We start from the raw sequence: 17,665 nt of genomic DNA, 5'->3' as shown, positions 1-17,665 counted from the left end.
CTAACCCTTTTCAGTTAGCCGTTTCAGTTAACCCACAGGCAAACGAGCGCAGCGTGATCAGAATCTACAACACTCTCAGCCAGCAAAAGGAAGAGTTCAAACCCATCGAGCCGGGCAAAGTGCGCATGTACGTGTGCGGCATGACGGTGTATGACTACTGTCACCTGGGCCATGCCCGGGTGCTGGTGGCCTTTGATGTGATCACCCGCTATCTGCGGCATTGCGGTTACGATGTGCACTACGTGCGCAATATCACCGATATCGACGACAAGATTCTGCGCCGCGCTGACGAGAACGGCGAGGTCTATACCGATCTGACCGGTCGCATGATCCAGGCCATGCACGAGGACGAGGCTCGCCTCGGGGTGCTTTCGCCCAATGAGGAGCCGCGTGCAACCGCGTACATCGATGAGATCATCGCGATGATCCGCCGGCTGATTTCCGGTGGGCACGCCTATGCCGCCGACAATGGTGATGTCTATTTTGCAGTGGATTCCTTTGCGGATTACGGCAAGCTCAGCAAAAAGAAGCTGGAAGACCTGGTGGCCGGTGCCCGTGTCGATGTTCAGGAAGCCAAGCGCAGCCCGGCCGATTTTGCACTCTGGAAAGCTGCCAAACCGGGTGAGGTGAGCTGGCCATCGCCCTGGGGTGAGGGGCGTCCGGGCTGGCACATCGAGTGTTCAGCCATGTCCACCCGTTGCCTTGGCGATACCTTTGATATCCATGGCGGCGGGCCGGACCTGCTGTTCCCGCACCATGAGAACGAGATCGCCCAGTCCGAGTGTGCCACCGGACACAAGTTCGTCAATGTCTGGATGCATGCCGGTGCCATTCGGGTCAACAAGGAAAAGATGTCCAAGTCCCTGGGCAACTTCTTCACCATTCGGGAAATTCTGGAGAATTATCCGGCCGAAGTGGTGCGCTATTTCCTGGTATCCAGCCATTACCGCAGCCAGGTGGATTATTCCGAGGATAACCTGGTAGAGGCTGGTCGCACCCTGACCCGGCTCTACCACGCCTTGCGGGGCCTGGTGCCGGCGAAGAACGTGGCGGAAACCGACTACGACCGGCGCTTTGCCGATGCGATGGACGACGACTTCAACACTGCGGGGGCAATCGCCGTGTTGCATGCGGTGGCAAACGAGATCAACCAGCATCGCCGTGACGGCCGGGATGCCGAGGCGCGGGAAAGTGCGGCGGTCCTGGTGCGGCTTGGCAAGGTTCTGGGCCTGTTGCAGCAGGACCCCGAAGCCTACTTTCAGGCGGACACCGGCGGCGAGCTGACCGCAGAAGACATCGAGGCGTTGATTCAGGCCCGGGCGGAGGCGCGCAAGAATCGGGATTTCGCCGAGGGTGACCGCATCCGCGACGAGCTGGCGGCAAAAGGGATCATTCTGGATGATTCGCGTGAAGGGACCACGTGGCGCCGGGGCTAGGCGCATGGCGTGCCCCTCTCCGGGCACTCCGACTAAAGGCGTGTTGTTTGTTGGGGAATGACCTTATAAGCAATTTCCCGTAAACTAGCGCGCTCGAATTATAACGACTCCCGGCTGCGGCCTGTTGACTGGCCGCAAACCGCCGGAGAGCAGGGGTTGATAATCCACTGAGGCAAACAACGATGACAGAACGCGTACAAGTCGGCGGCCTTCAGGTCGCAAAGAATCTGTTTGATTTCGTAAACAATGAAGCCATTCCGGGAACCGGCATTGATGCCGACAAATTCTGGGCGGAATTTGACAAGGTCATCCACGAGCTGGCACCTCGCAACAAGGAGCTGCTCGCCAAGCGCGATGCGATCCAGGAGAAGATGGATAGCTGGTACCGTGACCACAAGGGCCAGCCGCTGGACATGAACGAGTACAAGTCGTTCCTGACAGATATCGGTTACCTGGTGCAGGAGCCCGGCGAGTTCAAGATCTCCACCTCCAATGTGGATCCGGAAATCGCGACCATGGCCGGCCCCCAGCTGGTCGTGCCGATCATGAATGCCCGTTTTGCGCTGAACGCTGCCAATGCGCGCTGGGGAAGCCTGTACGACGCGCTCTACGGCACTGATGCCATTTCCGAAGAGGGTGGTGCCCAGAAGGGGCCGGGCTACAACCCGGTTCGCGGTGCCAGGGTCATCGAGTTCGCCCGCAACCTGCTGGACAACTCCGCTCCGTTGGCCTCCGGCAGTCACAAGGATGCGGCCCGCTACCTGGTTGAAGGTGGCAAGCTGGTCGTCAAACTGCAGAATGGTGAAACCACTGGCCTGAAAGACGAAGCCGGCTTTGTGGGTTATACCGGTGCCGCGGACGCGCCTGCCGGTATCCTGCTGGTCAAGAACGGCATGCACTTCGAAATCCAGATCGATGCCGGCCATCCGATCGGCAAGGACGATGGTGCCAACGTCAAGGACGTGCTGATGGAGTCCGCGCTGACCACCATCATGGACTGTGAAGACTCGGTTGCCGCGGTTGACGCGGACGACAAGGCGCTGGCTTACCGCAACTGGCTGGGCCTGATGCAGGGCAATCTGGAAGAATCCTTCGAGAAGGGTGGCCAGATGATTACGCGCAAGATGCACGCTGATCGCTCTTACACGGCTCCCGATGGTGGCGAAGTCGTACTGAAGGGCCGCAGCCTGATGTTCGTGCGTAACGTGGGTCACCTGATGACCAACCCGGCCATCCTGCTGAACGACGGCAGTGAGATTCCGGAAGGCCTGATGGATGGGGTGATGACGTCACTGATTGCCATCCACGACCTGAAAGGCAACAGCAAGGTCCAGAACAGCACCACCGGCTCTGTTTATATCGTCAAGCCAAAGATGCATGGCCCGGAAGAAGTCGCCTTCACCAACGAGTTCTTCAACCGGGTTGAAGATCTGCTGGGTCTGCCGCGCTTTACTCTGAAAGTCGGCATCATGGACGAGGAGCGTCGCACCACCGTTAACCTGAAAGCGTGTATCCACGCAGCGAAGGACCGTGCGGTGTTCATCAATACCGGCTTCCTCGACCGCACCGGAGACGAGATCCACACCTCTATGGAGTTTGGTCCGTTCATTCGCAAGGGTGCGATGAAGCAGGCCGCCTGGATCCAGGCGTATGAGAACTGGAACGTGGATATCGGTCTGGAGACCGGTTTCCGCGGCGTTGCCCAGATTGGTAAGGGTATGTGGGCAATGCCTGACCTGATGGCAGGCATGCTGGAGCAGAAGATCGGCCATCCGAAGGCCGGGGCGAATACCGCCTGGGTTCCGTCACCGACGGCCGCAACGCTCCACGCGACCCATTATCACCAGGTCAATGTGGCGGAAATCCAGCAGCAGCTGGAAAGCCGCGCGCGGGCGAGCCTGGATGACATCCTGACGGTTCCGGTGATGGCGGATCCCTCCGCGCTGACCGCCACCGATATCCAGGAAGAGCTGGACAACAATGCCCAGGGTATTCTCGGCTACGTGGTCCGCTGGATTGACCAGGGTGTGGGCTGCTCCAAGGTACCGGATATCAATGATATCGGCCTGATGGAAGACCGGGCGACCCTGCGGATTTCCTCCCAGTTGCTGGCCAACTGGCTGCGTCACGGCATCTGCACTGAGGCCCAGGTGCGTGAAACCATGGAGCGGATGGCCGCCGTGGTGGACAAGCAGAACGCCGGTGATGCCGCGTACCGCAACATGGCGCCGAACTTTGATGACAGTGTTGCCTTCCAGGCGGCCCTGGATCTGGTTCTGAAGGGTTGTGAGCAGCCCAACGGCTACACCGAGCCGCTGCTGCATGCCTACCGTCAGAAGGCGAAGGCCAAGTACGGCCAGTAAGCGCCGGAAGTGCATAAAAAACCCCGCTCGCGAGCGGGGTTTTTTGTTGTTACGGCACGCCTGCGATGGCGGTGGCCGTCCGCGCGGGGCGTTAGCCGGCGTGCAGGACGTCCGCGGCGTACAGGGTGTTCTGGAGCAGGGTGGCGATGGTCATCGGTCCGACGCCGCCCGGTACCGGTGTGATAAAGGCGGCGCGCTCTGCCGCTGCTTCAAAGTCTACGTCGCCCCGTAGTTTGCCGTCGGCCATCCGGTTGATGCCCACATCAATGACCGTGGCGCCGGGTTTGACCCACTCGCCCCGGATCAGGCCGGGTTTGCCAACGGCGGCGACCAGGATGTCGGCTTCGCGGACAAATTTCTCGAGATCCGGCGTGAAGCGATGACACACGGTGGTGGTGGCGCCCTTGAGCAGCAGTTCCATGGACATCGGGCGGCCCACAATGTTGGAGGCGCCCACGATGACGGCGTGCTGGCCCTTGTAGGGGGTGTCAACGCTGTCGAGCAGGGTGATGACTCCGGCGGGCGTGCACGGCCGCAGCGCGGGTTTGCGTTGCATCAGGCGGCCGATGTTATAGGGGTGGAAGCCATCGACGTCCTTGTCCGGGCGAATCTTGACCAGGATGGGGTCGGCATCGAGGTGCGCGGGCAGCGGCAGCTGAACCAGGATGCCGTCAACGTCCGGATTTGCGTTCAGTTCATCCACCAGGGCTTCGAGCGCTTGCTGGGAGGTGTCCTGCGGCAGGTCGTAGGACAGGGAGACAATGCCGGCTTCCTCGCACGCCTTGCGCTTGTTGCCGACATATACCTGGGATGCAGGGTCGTTTCCTACCAGTACCACCGCAAGCCCGGGGGCTCTGAGGCCCTTCTGGCGACGGGCCTCGACACCCGCGGCGACCTGCTGGCGAACCCGGGCTGCAATCTCTTTTCCGTTGATCAGTTTGGCGGTCATGTCTTCACTTATTTCGGTTGGGCATCAAAGAGGTCGGCATTGTCTCACGGTTCCGTGTTAACTCCAATTAGCCGCCCCGAGGACAAAAACCGTAATCTGTTATTGACGGGCGCGGTCGCCGCCGGTAATATGCGCGCCAACTTTGCTGAGGCACTTGTTGTTCAGAATTCGGGGTATAGCGCAGTCTGGTAGCGCGCCTGCTTTGGGAGCAGGATGTCGGGAGTTCGAATCTCTCTACCCCGACCATTAATCTGGATGTTCAGGTGGGCGAAAGGTTATGCGCCCGTAGCTCAGCTGGATAGAGCAACGGCCTTCTAAGCCGTGGGTCGCAGGTTCGAGTCCTGCCGGGCGTGCCATGCAGCCGTCGGTAAGACAGGTTCCCGCACCACCGTAATCAGCAAAGTTGTCGAAAGTTGTCAGAAGTACGAAAGTACGTCTCTATGTGGTGGACGTAGCTCAGTTGGTAGAGCTCAGGATTGTGACTCCTGCGGTCGAGGGTTCGAGCCCCTTCGTCCACCCCACTTTTCTTTCCCGGTTGATTTCCGCTGTTGCAGGATTCTATGATGACCGCTGGCTGCCGAGGCAGTCAGAAGCAAAAGGTTGTCGGACATTTTGTGGCTGATGTGCGAAAGTGGCGGAACTGGTAGACGCGCTGGATTTAGGTTCCAGTGGGGTAACCCGTGAGAGTTCGAGTCTCTCCTTTCGCACCACCTTTCCCTTCCCGGTTTTATCCTCCTGACTGTCCCGTGTTCCGTTTACTTTGCCCGTTGGTCGCGTCTCGTCCGGTCAGGTGATTCTCTCGGCGGGGGAAACCGTGATAAACTACCGGCTTTTAATTTTCGGGCCTTTGGGGGCAGAATCTCCTTTCAAGGCTTTTTGTAGATTTTTCATTCACATACCGAACCTGTAATTTGAGGATCTTCCATGCAAGTGTCTGTTGAAACGACCTCCAACATCGAGCGTCGCATGACGATTGGTGTGCCCGCCCAGGAAATCGACCAGGCGGTCCAGAAACGCCTGCAGGAAACCGCGCGTACCGTGCGTCTGAACGGCTTCCGTCCTGGCAAGGTGCCCATGAGCGTGGTGAAGCGTCGTTTCGGTGCCAGCATCCGCCAGGAAGTGGTTGGCGAGGTTATGCGTGATAACTACATCAAGGCACTGCAGGAGCAGGACGTCAATCCGGCTGGCTGGCCGAGTTTCGAGCCGAAGACCATGGAAGAGGGCAAGGACCTCGAGTTCGTGGCCACCTTCGAAGTGTTGCCGGAAATCGAGCTGGGCGACCTGAGCAAGATCGAAGTCGAGAAGCTGGCTTCGGAAGTGACCGACAAGGATATCGACACCATGATCGATAACCTGCGTCGCCAGCAGGCCACCATGAAGTCCGTCAAGCGCAAGTCCAAGAACAAGGACGTTGTGACTATCGACTTCAAGGGCTTCATCGATGGTGAAGAGTTTGAAGGTGGTGCGGCTGAAGGTCACAAGCTGACCCTCGGTTCCGGTCAGATGATTCCGGGCTTTGAAAAAGGCATCGTTGGCGCCAAGGCTGGCGAAGAGCTTGAAATCGAGGTGACTTTCCCCGAGGACTACCACAACGAAGATCTGAAGGGTAAGCCGGCCAAGTTCGAGATCAAGGTAAGTGACGTTGAAGAGCCGCAGCTGCCTGAGCTGGATGCCGAGTTCTTCAAGAAATTCGGTATCGATGCCGAAGACGAAGCCGCCTTCCGTGAGGAAGTGAAGAAGAACATGGAGCGCGAGCTGAAGCAGGCGCTGTCCAACAAGGTCAAGAACGACGTGGTTGACGGTCTGCTGGCCAACACCGAGCTGGAAATCCCGACTGCCCTGATTGACCAGGAAATCGACCGTCTGCGCCAGGACGCGGTACAGCGTTTCGGTGGCCAGGTTGATTTCAAGCAGCTGCCCAAGGAAATCTTCGAAGAGCAGGCCAAGCGCCGCGTGAAGACTGGCCTGCTGTTCCAGGAAGTGGTCAAGAAGAACGACCTGAAAGCCGATGCGGCCAAGGTAGAGGAAAAGATCCAGGAGATCGCTTCTACGTATGAACAGCCGGAAGAAGTGGTTGCCCACTTCAACAGCAACCCGGAGCAGAAGGCCCAGATCGAATCTTCCGTTCTGGAAGATGCCGTTGTGGACTTCGTGCTGTCACAGGCTAAGGTAACAGAGAAGCAAGTGAAGTACGAAGAGGCTGTGCAGGCCGGTCAGCCCCAGCGCTGATACCTGAGGGGCCTTGTGGCCCCGTCAGCCGATCCGTGAAAGCAGCCGGCAAGTCCGGCTGTTTTCATCTTGGCCCCGGGCTGGCAAAGTAGGGCGTGTAAGAACCGATAAACAGTGGCCCATGCCACCACAATGTCTACAAGGAGTTCAGGCGCATCATGATGCAGAAACCGATTGATGGTCCCGCAATGGTAACCAGCTCAGGTCTGGTGCCGATTGTTATTGAGCAGACTGCGCGCGGCGAGCGTTCGTTTGACATCTACTCCCGGCTGCTCAAGGAGCGGGTGATTTTCATGGTGGGTCAGGTTGAGGATCACATGGCCAACCTGATTGTTGCCCAGCTGCTGTTTCTCGAGTCCGAAAACCCGGACAAGGATATTCACCTGTACATCAACAGCCCGGGCGGCTCGGTAACTGCAGGCATGTCAATCTACGACACCATGCAGTTTATCAAGCCGGACGTCGCCACCCTCTGTATTGGTCAGGCTGCCAGCATGGGGGCATTTCTGCTGGCCGGAGGTGCTGCGGGCAAGCGGGCGTGTCTGCCGAACTCCCGGGTCATGATTCACCAGCCCCTCGGCGGTTATCAGGGTCAGGCGAGTGATATCGAGATCCACACCCGTGAGATTCTCAAGATCCGCAACACCCTGAATACGATCCTGGCGCACCACACCGGCCAGGACCTCGAGACCATTGCCAGGGACACCGATCGCGATTACTTCATGGATCCGCTGCAGGCCAAGGAATACGGCCTCATTGATTCTGTACTTGATAAGCGCGTATCGAATAAATAATACTGATTGCAATCGCATCACCTATGGCCGGCGTATCCCTTTTGATCTGGAGCGCCGGTGAACCAAGAACAGAGGTATTTCAATGGCAGATGAAAGAAACGGCAGAGGCGACGATAACGGCAAGTTGCTGTACTGCTCGTTTTGCGGAAAGAGCCAGCATGAAGTCCGGAAGCTCATTGCAGGGCCCTCGGTGTTCATCTGCGACGAGTGCGTCGACCTGTGCAACGACATTATCCGGGAAGAGATCCAGGAAAATGCCCAGGAAGAAGCAAGCGATCGCCTGCCGACGCCTGCAGAGATCCGCGAGACCCTCAACGAATACGTCATTGGCCAGGATCGGGCCAAGGTGGTTCTGTCGGTTGCGGTCTATAACCACTACAAGCGTCTTCGCTATGGCGAGGGCAAGGGTGATGTGGAGCTGGGCAAGAGTAACATTCTGCTGATCGGTCCTACCGGTAGCGGTAAGACCCTGCTCGCGGAAACCCTGGCCCGGATGCTCAATGTGCCGTTTACCATTGCCGATGCCACCACCCTGACCGAAGCCGGTTATGTGGGTGAGGACGTCGAGAACATCATCCAGAAACTGCTGCAGAAGTGCGATTACGATGTGGAGAAGGCTCAGCGGGGCATTGTTTACATCGATGAGATCGACAAGATTTCCCGTAAGTCTGACAACCCGTCCATAACCCGTGATGTTTCCGGTGAGGGTGTGCAGCAGGCGTTGCTCAAGCTGATTGAGGGTACCGTGGCATCGGTCCCGCCCCAGGGCGGCCGCAAGCATCCCCAGCAGGAGTTTCTGCAGGTGGACACCGGTAATATCCTGTTTATCTGTGGTGGCGCTTTTGCCGGCCTGGACAAGGTGATTCAGGATCGCTCCGAGCGCAGCAGCATAGGCTTCTCGGCTTCGGTAGTGAGCCAGGACAACAGCAAAAATACCGGTGACATCATCAAGGATGTCGAGACTGAAGACCTGGTGAAGTATGGCCTGATTCCGGAGTTTGTCGGCCGCTTGCCGGTGGTGGCGACCCTGACCGAGCTGGACGAAGAGGCGCTGGTACAGATTCTCACCGAGCCGAAGAATGCGCTGACCAAGCAGTACCAGAAGCTGTTTGACATGGAAGGCGTGGATCTCGACTTCCGTGAAGATGCGCTGCGTGCCGTTGCCCGCAAGGCGATGGAGCGCAAGACCGGTGCCCGGGGATTGCGGTCCATCATGGAGGCGACCCTGCTCGACACCATGTACCAGATTCCGTCCGAGCACGACGTAACCAAGGTGGTGATAGACGAGAGCGTGATCCGCGGCGATTCCGAGCCGTTCAAGATCTACGCCAGCAGTGATCACGCCAAGGCCGTGCCCGAGGACTGAATCGGGCAGGGCGGTGAGCGATACGGTTACAAAAAAGGGCGGAAACGCCCTTTTTTTTCCTCTGGAGATTGCCCTGGGGGCCTTTCCGGTTTCATTTCGTAAAAAGATTGCAATTTCCCAAAGCACCCCAATTAACGGTGGTATGCTGAAAAAAACATCGTCAGAGGATTCCTTATGACCCTGATACCTGAAGAAGCCATGAACGAATACCCCATGCTCCCGCTGCGGGATGTCGTGGTGTTCCCCCACATGGTGGTTCCGCTCTTTGTCGGGCGGGAAAGATCAATCCAGGCCCTTGAAGCCGCTATGGAGGGCAGTAAGGAAATCCTGCTGGTCGCACAACGTGATGCCTCCACCGATGAGCCTGGTGCAGTCGATGTCTTTGACATGGGTACTCTGGCGACCGTGCTGCAGATGCTGCGCCTGCCGGATGGCACGGTCAAAGTGCTGGTGGAAGGTAACGCCCGGGTTCGCATCGAATCCATTAACGAGGGTGAGTACCTTACCGGTTCGGCGGAGCCGGTCGATGAGCAGCGCCTGCCGGACCGCGAGGAGGAGGTGCTGGTGAAGACCCTGACGGAAGAGTTTGAGAAATACGTCAAACTCTCCAAGAAGGTGCCTTCTGAAGTGTCCAATGCACTGGCCGGGATTACCGATCTTGAGCGGCTTGCAGACACCATGGCCGCCCACCTGGAATTGCAGATTCCGCAGAAGCAGGAACTGCTCGAGGCTCTGGACATCCGCAAACGGGTCGACCTGTTGCTGGGTAAGCTGGACAACGAAATCGACCTTATCGAGGTGGAGAAGCGGATCCGTGGCCGGGTCAAGAAACAGATGGAGCGGAGCCAGCGGGAGTATTACCTCAACGAGCAAATGAAGGCGATCCAGAAAGAAATGGGTCAGCTCGGGGAAGGCAATAACGATTTTGAAGAGCTGGAGCAGAAGCTCGAGGAAGCCGGCCTGCCGGAAGAGGCCCGCAAGAAGACCGAAGCCGAGCTCAACAAGCTGAAGATGATGTCGCCAATGTCCGCGGAAGCGACCGTGGTACGTGGCTATATCGACTGGATGCTGGCGGTGCCCTGGAAGCAGCGTAGCCGGGTTCGCCACGACCTTGAAAAGGCCCGTGAGATCCTTGACCGTGACCATTACGGCCTGGAAGAGGTGAAGAAGCGTATTCTTGAATATCTGGCAGTCCAGAGCCGGGTGAAGAAGGTCAAGGGGCCGGTGCTCTGCCTGGTAGGGCCTCCCGGGGTCGGCAAGACGTCCCTTGGTCAGTCGATTGCGCGGGCGACCAACCGCAAGTACACCCGGATGGCCCTCGGCGGAGTGCGGGACGAAGCCGAGATTCGTGGCCATCGTAAAACCTACATTGGCGCTCTGCCGGGCAAGTTGCTGCAGAAGCTGGCCAAGGTGGGCGTGAAGAACCCGCTGTTCCTGTTTGATGAAATCGACAAGATGGGCATGGACCACAGGGGCGACCCTGCCTCCGCGCTGCTCGAGGTACTCGATCCGGAACAGAACCATACCTTCAACGACCACTATCTCGAGGTGGATTACGATCTGTCTGACGTGATGTTCGTGTGTACCTCCAACTCGATGAACATCCCGCCGGCGCTGCTGGACCGGATGGAAATCATCCGTATCCCGGGATACACCGAAGACGAGAAGGTCAATATTGCGCTGCGTTACCTGCTGCCCAAGCAGATCAAGGCCAACGGCCTGCGCAAGGACGAGCTGGCAATGCCGGAAGAGACCTTGCGGGCACTGATTCGCTACTACACCCGTGAGGCGGGCGTACGGGGTCTTGAGCGGGAGATTGCGAAGATCTGCCGCAAGGTGGTCAGGGACCACGTGGAGGCCGGCTCAAAGGCCTCTGTGACCATTACCGCCGAGATGCTCGAGGACTACTCGGGCGTGCAGAAGTTCAAGTACGGCCTGGCGGAAGAAAAGAACCAGGTGGGTCAGGTTACCGGTCTGGCCTGGACCCAGGTCGGCGGCGAACTGCTGACCATCGAGTGCGCACTGACTCCGGGTAAGGGGCGGGTGGTCAAGACCGGTTCACTCGGTGATGTCATGCAGGAATCCATCCAGACCGCACTTACGGTGGTTCGCAGTCGGGCCAAGGGCCTGGGTGTGGCGGATGATTTCCACGAAAAGCACGACCTGCACATCCATGTTCCGGAAGGTGCAACCCCGAAAGATGGTCCCAGTGCCGGTATCGGGATGTGTACGGCCCTGGTGTCCGCACTGACCCATATTCCGGTACGGGCGGACGTGGCGATGACCGGCGAAATCACCCTGCGGGGCCGCGTACTGGCCATTGGCGGGCTCAAGGAAAAATTACTGGCAGCCCATCGCGGTGGTATCAAGACGGTGATCATACCGGATGAAAATGTCCGTGATCTCAAGGAGATACCTGAGAATATCAAGGAATCCCTGGAGATCCGGCCGGTGAAGTGGATCGACGAGGTTCTCGACATCGCCCTGGCGTATCCGCCAGAGCCCCGTGCCGAGGACGCGTCACCGGATTCGGCCGGCGGCAGTCCGCGCGATGATGAGAGCGAGTCCGCAGAGCGCATAAATACTCATTAAACACGGCGTGCGTTGTTGACACGCGCGAGAGCCCGTTGGTATAACTGTTCCGCCGTGAAGCAGCCAATACCAAGGGCTCCCGCGCAGTCTGTGCCTATTCCGATCACCGGTTTAATGCCGAAAGGAATAAAAAAACTGAAGAATGGAATTCTCTGACCGCTTATGCGATAGTCGAGAACGTCCGAGAAGAAGAATCCAACCTATAACATCTTCAACCTGAAATCGAAGGGGTTTAGTGTGAACAAGTCCGAACTTATCGATGCAATTGCCGAGTCAGCTGATATCTCCAAGGCCGCTGCTGGTCGTGCTCTTGATGCAATGACCAACTCCATTACCGGTGCTCTGAAAAAAGGCGATCAGGTAACTCTGATTGGCTTCGGCACCTTCTCCGTAAAGGAGCGTGCTGCCCGTACCGGTCGTAACCCGCAGACTGGTGCCGAGATCAAGATTCCGGCCTCCAAGGTGCCTGGGTTCAAGGCAGGTAAGGCCCTGAAGGATTCCGTCAAGTAAGACGGAATTTTTCGCCTGGTGACGCCTGTCAGAAGGAGTCACCGGAGCGGCTCACCCCGGTGACAGCCGCGGTTAAACCGCTCCGCACGAATTCAAGGCGCATTCCGAACAGGGTGCGCCTTTTTACGTTAACCACGACGTTAAAAATTGCGTTAAAACCCCTTACTGCCAAATCATCGATCTGGAAGAAATATGCTTCAGGATATTCGGGATAATGCCCAGGGCACGATTGCCAAAATCATTATTGGCGTCTTGATAGTTTCACTGTCCATCTGGGGGATGGACGCGATTATCGGAGGCTTCTCCGGTGAGCCTGAGGTGGCGACCGTTAATGGTGAAGACATCACCGAGCGTGACTTCCTGCGGGTGGTCCAGATGGAGACCCAGCGCCGTCTTGCGGCGATGAACAACCCCGACCCTTCCCTGCTGGATGATGACCAGATTCGCAGGGAAGTGCTGGAATCACTGATCCAGGAGCAGGTCCTGATCCAGGATGCCAGCAACCAGGGGCTTGAGCTTTCCGATGCCGATATCGACTCGCTGATCACCCAGATGCCCCAGTTCCAGGTCGACGGCAAATTCAATCGGGACCGGTTCGTTGCGACGGTACGTAATCTCGGTATGGGTGTTGGTGAGTTCCGTGAAGCCATGCGCCGCCAGTATGTGGTCAGCCAGATTCGCGCCGGCCTGGTGCAGAGTGGTGTGGTAGCCGAGGAAAACGCGGCCCATCTGCTGCGGATCCAGAACCAGACCCGGGACTTCCGCATGGTACGGCTGTCGGCTGATGATGTTGCCGGTCAGGTGGAGGTGACCGATGAGGAGGTCGCCGCCTATTATGAGGACAACACCGGGTTGTTCATGCTGCCGGAGCGGGTCGATGCGGCATATATTGCCTTGTCTCTTGAGGCACTGGCCGATACGGTCGAGATCAGTGACGAAGAGATTGCCGCATATTATGAGAGCCGCGCGGCCGAACTGGCGGACGAGGAGCGTCGTGCTGCCCACATCCTGATCGAGGATAACGACAGTGCCGGCGAAACTATCGCCGAGATTCAGCGCCGGCTGGCCGAAGGGGAAGAGTTCGCCAGTCTGGCGAAGGAGTTCTCCACGGATACGGTGTCCGCAGAGCAGGGTGGCGACCTGGGCTTTGCCGGTCGTGGTGTCTACGGAGACGCGTTCGAAGATGTATTGTTTGCCATGGAGGCGGGTGAGGTGTCCGAGCCTGTCAGTACCAGTTTTGGTACCCATCTGATCAAGCTGCTGGATGTCCGCAAGTCCGAGGTTCCGGCGCTGGAGGAAATTCGTGACCAGCTGCGTCGGGAACTGGCCAGCGATAAGGCTGCCGCGCAGTTTGCCGAAGTTCGCTCACAGCTGTCTGATCTGGCCTACGCGGCCAATGATCTGGCCGATCCTGCCAGCGAACTGGGTCTGGAGGTTCGTGAAAAGGCCGGGGTGACCCGCGACGGTGGCGAGGCGCCGTTTGACCATCCGGGGCTGGTGCGTCAGCTGTTCTCGGATGACGTGCTGAAGGACGGTTACAATACCGAGCTGATTGATGTGGGTGACAGTGTATCGGTGGTTGCCCGGGTCAAGGAATATTTCGAGCGTGAGCAGCAGCCGCTGGACGAGGTCCGGGAGGAAATCCGCGCGGCACTGCTGGAACAGAAGGTCCGTGAGGCCCAGCGTGAGCGGGCAGAGCAGCTGATTGCGGGCCTGCAGGATGGTAAGGAGCTGGCTGATTTGAATGTCGGAACCGGCGACTGGCAGGAGTTTTCCGGCCAGTCTCGCAACAATGCCGAGCTGGGTGCCGGAGTGATGAACGATGTGTTCTCCCTCCAGCGTCCGGTTGAGGGACAGCCGGTGTACGGTATGTCGGCAGCCGGAGAGGACATGGTGGTGATCGCGCTGGACAAGGTGACCGAAGGTGAGGTTGCTGCCGGTGGTGAAGATCTGCAGCAGTTGCAGAACTTCCTTGCCAGCCTGGAAGGACAACGGGAGTACACGGCTTACCAGCAGTACCTCCGGGAGCGGGCAGAAGTCGATCGCCCATAGGTGGCAGACGAAGAACAAAAAAACCCGGGAGCTTCCCGGGTTTTTTTGTGGTTGCCTCCCAAGTGACCGGGGAGGTCTCTGGCCGGCTTACTGGGGGGGCGGCAGCCGGGTGGGTTTCAGGCTTTCCTTGATCTTCTTCAGGTGGCCCAGGAAGTCGGCACCCCGCTTCAGGGTCACACCTGTGGCCAGGATATCGATAACCGTCAGGTGGATGATGCGTGAGGCCATGGGCATGTAAACCTCGGTGTCTTCGTTGGCAGTGACTTCGACGACAACCGTGCAGGCCTCGGCCAGTGGTGAGTCCGGCATGGTAATGCCAATCACGGTAGCGCCGTTGGCGCGGGCCAGTTGGGCGATGTCGATGGTTTCCAGAGTGCGGCCGGTATAGGAAATGACCACGATGACATCGCCGGTCGAGCAGCCTGCCGCCACCATCCGCTGCATCAGGGCGTCATCGTAGGACATCACCGGGATGTTGAAGCGGAAGAACTTGTGCTGGGCATCGAGTGCCACGGAAGCTGATCCGCCCATCCCGAAGAAATTGATCTGTTTGGCCTGGATCAGGTAGTCGATGGCAGTCGCCAGTGCTTTCGGATTGAGGGCCTGGCGGGCCTTGTCCAGGTTCGCGATGGTGCTGAGCATGATTTTGTCAGCGAATTCCGCCACAGTGTCGTCGGGTTCGATGTTCTGGCCGACGTACGGGGTTCCGGTGGCAATGCTCTGCGCCAGGCGGATCTTGAAGTCCGGGAAGCCGGTAGCGGAGAATCCGCGGCAGAAGCGATTGACGGTCGGCTCGCTGACGTCGGCGGCCCGCGCAAGGGCGGCAATGCTGTAACGGGTGGCGGCGCTGGGATCTCGCAGGATGGCCTCGGCAACTTTGCGTTCGGATTTATTCAGGTTGTCAAGGCGCTCCTGAATGTCCTCCAGCAGATTGTCGTCCCGGTGCGTCTGGTTCGCAGCCATGAAGTTGTACTCCCTGATAGTGCCTGGTGTCGATCTGGATAGCGTTTCCCGGCGGGATTATACCTTGTTTTCGTGGGGTGTGCGGTAGTAAAAGTGTCACATTGTCCGCGATGGTCTTGGTTTTTTTCGGGAAACCTGACATCATTTTCATAAAATTACTACAAGCCCTTTAGCCGGCACGGTTGCCGTAAACTGCAGAGTGAAGGATGCCATGGCCAGTCAGCCTCATACCCGCTGTGACCTGATGATGTTTGGTGCCCTAGGGGATCTGGCCCAACGCAAGCTGTTCCCGGCGCTGTACCAGCTGGAACGGTCCGGGCTGCTGGCGCCAGGCAGCAGGATCCTCGCGCTGGCCCGGGACAACGCCGACACGGCAGCCATCAGAGCGCGGTTGGGCGACCGGATCAAAAAGCACGTTCCCGCCGGGGAGTTCGATGCTGCAGTGCTGACACGCTTTCTCGCGCGGGTCGATTATCTGTGTCTCGACTTCACCGATACCGACGGTTACCGATCCCTCAATACCTGGCGGCAGGACAGTACGGCCAGCCTCATTGTATACATGGCGACACTCCCGTCGATGTATGGTGTGATCGCCCGCAATTTGCGGGACGTCAGTTGCTGTACCGAGCATACCCGGGTGGTGGTGGAGAAGCCGATCGGTCACGATCTTGAGACGTCTCGCGTTATCAATGACCAGCTGGCCGAGGTGTTCAACGAGAACCAGTTGTTCCGGATTGATCACTATCTCGGCAAGGAAACGGTCCAGAATCTTATCGCCCTGCGTTTTGCGAATAACCTGTTCGCTTCCCAGTGGGATCAGAACCACATCTCTCACGTGGAGATCACCGTCGCGGAGAGTGTCGGTATCGAGGGCCGCTGGGGATACTTTGACAAGGCGGGCCAGGTGCGGGACATGATCCAGAATCACCTCTTGCAGCTGCTATGCCTGATCGCCATGGATCCACCCTCGGACCTGTCGGCAGACAGTATCCGCAATGAAAAGGTCAAGGTGCTCAAGGCGCTGCGGCCGATCACTCCGGATCTGATGGAAACCCACCTGGTTCGTGGCCAGTACACTGCGGGCACCAGTGCCGGCCAGCCGGTGCCAGGATACCTGGAGGAGGACGGGGCGGTCAGGGGCAGTACCACCGAGACCTTTGTGGCGCTCAAGGCGGAAATCGAGAACTGGCGCTGGTCCGGCGTGCCATTTTACATCCGTACCGGCAAGCGACTGCCGGAGAAACTGTCCCAGATTATTATCCACTTCAAGCCGGCCCCCCATTACATCTTTGATCCGGACCAGAAGCACCTGGCCAATAACAAGCTGATTATCCGCTTGCAGCCGGATGAAGGTATGGCTTTGCAGATTCTTACCAAGGAGCAGGGGCTTGATAAAGGTATGCGGCTGCGTCAGGGACCGCTGGAGCTGACCTTTTCAGAAACCTTTGACGCTGAACGCATCCCGGATGCCTACGAGCGTTTGCTGTGGGAAGTCATGAAGGGCAACCAGTACCTGTTTGTGCGCCGTGACGAAGTGGAGTTTGCCTGGCGCTGGGTGGACCAGGTGATTCGCAACTGGGAAGACTTCGGTCTTCATCCCAAGCGTTACGCCGCGGGGACCTGGGGGCCGGTGGCCGCCATTGCGATGATCACCCGGGACGGGAGAAGCTGGTATGAGGATGCCTGAACTGGCGCTGCCCCGCGGGGTTGACCTGGTGGTGGCGGATTCGGCGCAGGAAGTGGCCGGGCGGCTGGCTGCCGCTGTGGCGAGCGAGCTGGAGCAGGCTCTTGCCGGGCGAGGCCGTGCCAGCCTGGCGGTTTCCGGAGGTGCCACGCCGCGGCCATTTTTTGAGGCGCTGTCACGCAAGGCCCTGGACTGGCACCGGGTAGACGTGTTGCTGGCGGATGAGCGTTGGGTGGATGTCCGGGATGATGCCAGCAATACCCGGCTGGTGCGGGCGCATCTTTTGCAACACCAGGCTGCGTCGGCGAACTATGTCTCGCTGAAGCAGTCGGGCGACAGTCCGGAGGCCGGGCTGGCCGCGGTGGAGGCGGCGCTGGCGCAGGTGGCCTGGCCGCTGGATATGCTGGTCCTCGGCATGGGCGCTGACGGTCATACCGCGTCGCTGTTTCCCGACGCCCCGGAGCTGCCAGAAGCACTGGCGCCGGGCGGCGGCAGGCGGGTGTGTGCGGTGCATCCGCCGTCCCAGCGGCAGGCCCGGGTAACCCTGACCCTGCCGGTGCTGGTTGCGGCTCGTTCGGTGGCGCTGCACATCCGTGGTGAAGATAAGCTTGATACCCTGAGAGCCGCCTGTGAGCACCCGGGCGACATCGCGTCCATGCCTGTCCGCGCCTTCCTGAAACCGGGACTGCGGATTTTCTGGAGCCCCTGAGCCCAAGTTCTGGAGGAT

The 17,665-nt window shown here is 58.7% G+C and carries 12 protein-coding genes and 4 tRNA genes; 14 read left to right on the top strand and 2 right to left on the bottom strand.

What is annotated here, in order from left to right:
* Positions 1-53 precede the first annotated feature (53 nt).
* Together cysS and CLH61_RS04635 are read left to right on the top strand one after the other, a co-directional pair.
* Positions 54-1,436: a cysteine--tRNA ligase gene (gene cysS, locus CLH61_RS04640; RefSeq protein ID WP_099613532.1), complete on the top strand. Its 1,383-nt coding sequence runs from the start codon at positions 54-56 to the stop codon at positions 1,434-1,436.
* A gap of 182 nt (positions 1,437-1,618) precedes the next feature.
* Positions 1,619-3,799, top strand: coding sequence for a malate synthase G (locus CLH61_RS04635; protein WP_099613531.1), 2,181 nt, complete (start codon positions 1,619-1,621; stop codon positions 3,797-3,799).
* Between the two features lie 91 nt (positions 3,800-3,890).
* Here the strand turns inward: CLH61_RS04635 and folD are convergent, their stop codons facing one another.
* Positions 3,891-4,748: a bifunctional methylenetetrahydrofolate dehydrogenase/methenyltetrahydrofolate cyclohydrolase FolD gene (gene folD, locus CLH61_RS04630; protein ID WP_099613530.1), complete on the bottom strand. Its 858-nt coding sequence runs from the start codon at positions 4,746-4,748 to the stop codon at positions 3,891-3,893.
* A gap of 169 nt (positions 4,749-4,917) precedes the next feature.
* Here folD and CLH61_RS04625 point away from each other — a divergent pair.
* From CLH61_RS04625 to CLH61_RS04580, 10 genes are all read left to right on the top strand, one after another.
* Positions 4,918-4,994, top strand: a tRNA-Pro gene (locus tag CLH61_RS04625).
* Between the two features lie 33 nt (positions 4,995-5,027).
* Positions 5,028-5,104, top strand: a tRNA-Arg gene (locus CLH61_RS04620).
* Between the two features lie 89 nt (positions 5,105-5,193).
* Positions 5,194-5,269 (top strand) — tRNA-His (locus CLH61_RS04615).
* Positions 5,270-5,373: 104 nt separating this feature from the next.
* Positions 5,374-5,458 (top strand) — tRNA-Leu (locus tag CLH61_RS04610).
* A gap of 214 nt (positions 5,459-5,672) precedes the next feature.
* A complete protein-coding gene (tig, locus tag CLH61_RS04605; protein ID WP_099613529.1) occupies positions 5,673-6,977 on the top strand; it encodes a trigger factor in 1,305 nt (434 codons plus the stop codon).
* A 158-nt stretch (positions 6,978-7,135) separates the two neighbouring features.
* Positions 7,136-7,771: an ATP-dependent Clp endopeptidase proteolytic subunit ClpP gene (gene clpP, locus CLH61_RS04600; protein ID WP_099613528.1), complete on the top strand. Its 636-nt coding sequence runs from the start codon at positions 7,136-7,138 to the stop codon at positions 7,769-7,771.
* Positions 7,772-7,853: 82 nt separating this feature from the next.
* Complete coding sequence (gene clpX, locus CLH61_RS04595) at positions 7,854-9,137, top strand: ATP-dependent Clp protease ATP-binding subunit ClpX (RefSeq protein WP_099613527.1); 1,284 nt, start codon at positions 7,854-7,856, stop codon at positions 9,135-9,137.
* Positions 9,138-9,311: 174 nt separating this feature from the next.
* Complete coding sequence (lon, locus tag CLH61_RS04590; RefSeq protein WP_099613526.1) at positions 9,312-11,729, top strand: endopeptidase La; 2,418 nt, start codon at positions 9,312-9,314, stop codon at positions 11,727-11,729.
* Positions 11,730-11,966: 237 nt separating this feature from the next.
* Positions 11,967-12,239, top strand: coding sequence for an HU family DNA-binding protein (locus CLH61_RS04585; RefSeq protein ID WP_012135993.1), 273 nt, complete (start codon positions 11,967-11,969; stop codon positions 12,237-12,239).
* 192 nt (positions 12,240-12,431) lie between these two features.
* On the top strand, positions 12,432-14,291 hold the full coding sequence (locus CLH61_RS04580) for a SurA N-terminal domain-containing protein (RefSeq protein ID WP_099613525.1): 1,860 nt from the start codon (positions 12,432-12,434) through the stop codon (positions 14,289-14,291).
* Between the two features lie 87 nt (positions 14,292-14,378).
* Here CLH61_RS04580 and CLH61_RS04575 read toward each other — a convergent pair whose 3' ends face one another.
* Complete coding sequence (locus tag CLH61_RS04575) at positions 14,379-15,254, bottom strand: MurR/RpiR family transcriptional regulator (RefSeq protein ID WP_099613524.1); 876 nt, start codon at positions 15,252-15,254, stop codon at positions 14,379-14,381.
* A gap of 211 nt (positions 15,255-15,465) precedes the next feature.
* Here CLH61_RS04575 and zwf point away from each other — a divergent pair, with 211 nt between their 5' ends.
* Both zwf and pgl read left to right on the top strand, forming a co-directional pair.
* The gene (zwf, locus tag CLH61_RS04570; protein WP_099613523.1) at positions 15,466-16,941 is read left to right on the top strand and encodes a glucose-6-phosphate dehydrogenase; all 1,476 of its coding nucleotides are present in this window, start codon (positions 15,466-15,468) and stop codon (positions 16,939-16,941) included.
* Complete coding sequence (gene pgl, locus CLH61_RS04565; protein ID WP_170003601.1) at positions 16,928-17,647, top strand: 6-phosphogluconolactonase; 720 nt, start codon at positions 16,928-16,930, stop codon at positions 17,645-17,647. The genes zwf and pgl overlap by 14 nt, the downstream gene beginning before the upstream one ends.
* The last annotated feature ends 18 nt before the right edge of the window (positions 17,648-17,665 follow it).

It is taken from the genome of Marinobacter profundi (genome assembly GCF_002744715.1).
GTDB classification, from domain to species: domain Bacteria; phylum Pseudomonadota; class Gammaproteobacteria; order Pseudomonadales; family Oleiphilaceae; genus Marinobacter; species Marinobacter profundi.
Note: the sequence above shows the minus strand (reverse complement) of the source record. Positions and strands in the feature narration are given on the sequence as shown.

Coding starts and splice junctions, on each gene's coding strand:
- CLH61_RS04635 (WP_099613531.1), top strand. CDS start 1,619: ATGACAGAACGCGTACAAGTCGGCGGCCTTCAGGTCGCAAAGAATCTG.
- folD (WP_099613530.1), bottom strand. CDS start 4,748: ATGACCGCCAAACTGATCAACGGAAAAGAGATTGCAGCCCGGGTTCGC.
- tig (WP_099613529.1), top strand. CDS start 5,673: ATGCAAGTGTCTGTTGAAACGACCTCCAACATCGAGCGTCGCATGACG.
- clpP (WP_099613528.1), top strand. CDS start 7,136: ATGATGCAGAAACCGATTGATGGTCCCGCAATGGTAACCAGCTCAGGT.
- clpX (WP_099613527.1), top strand. CDS start 7,854: ATGGCAGATGAAAGAAACGGCAGAGGCGACGATAACGGCAAGTTGCTG.
- lon (WP_099613526.1), top strand. CDS start 9,312: ATGACCCTGATACCTGAAGAAGCCATGAACGAATACCCCATGCTCCCG.
- CLH61_RS04580 (WP_099613525.1), top strand. CDS start 12,432: ATGCTTCAGGATATTCGGGATAATGCCCAGGGCACGATTGCCAAAATC.
- CLH61_RS04575 (WP_099613524.1), bottom strand. CDS start 15,254: ATGGCTGCGAACCAGACGCACCGGGACGACAATCTGCTGGAGGACATT.
- zwf (WP_099613523.1), top strand. CDS start 15,466: ATGGCCAGTCAGCCTCATACCCGCTGTGACCTGATGATGTTTGGTGCC.
- pgl (WP_170003601.1), top strand. CDS start 16,928: ATGAGGATGCCTGAACTGGCGCTGCCCCGCGGGGTTGACCTGGTGGTG.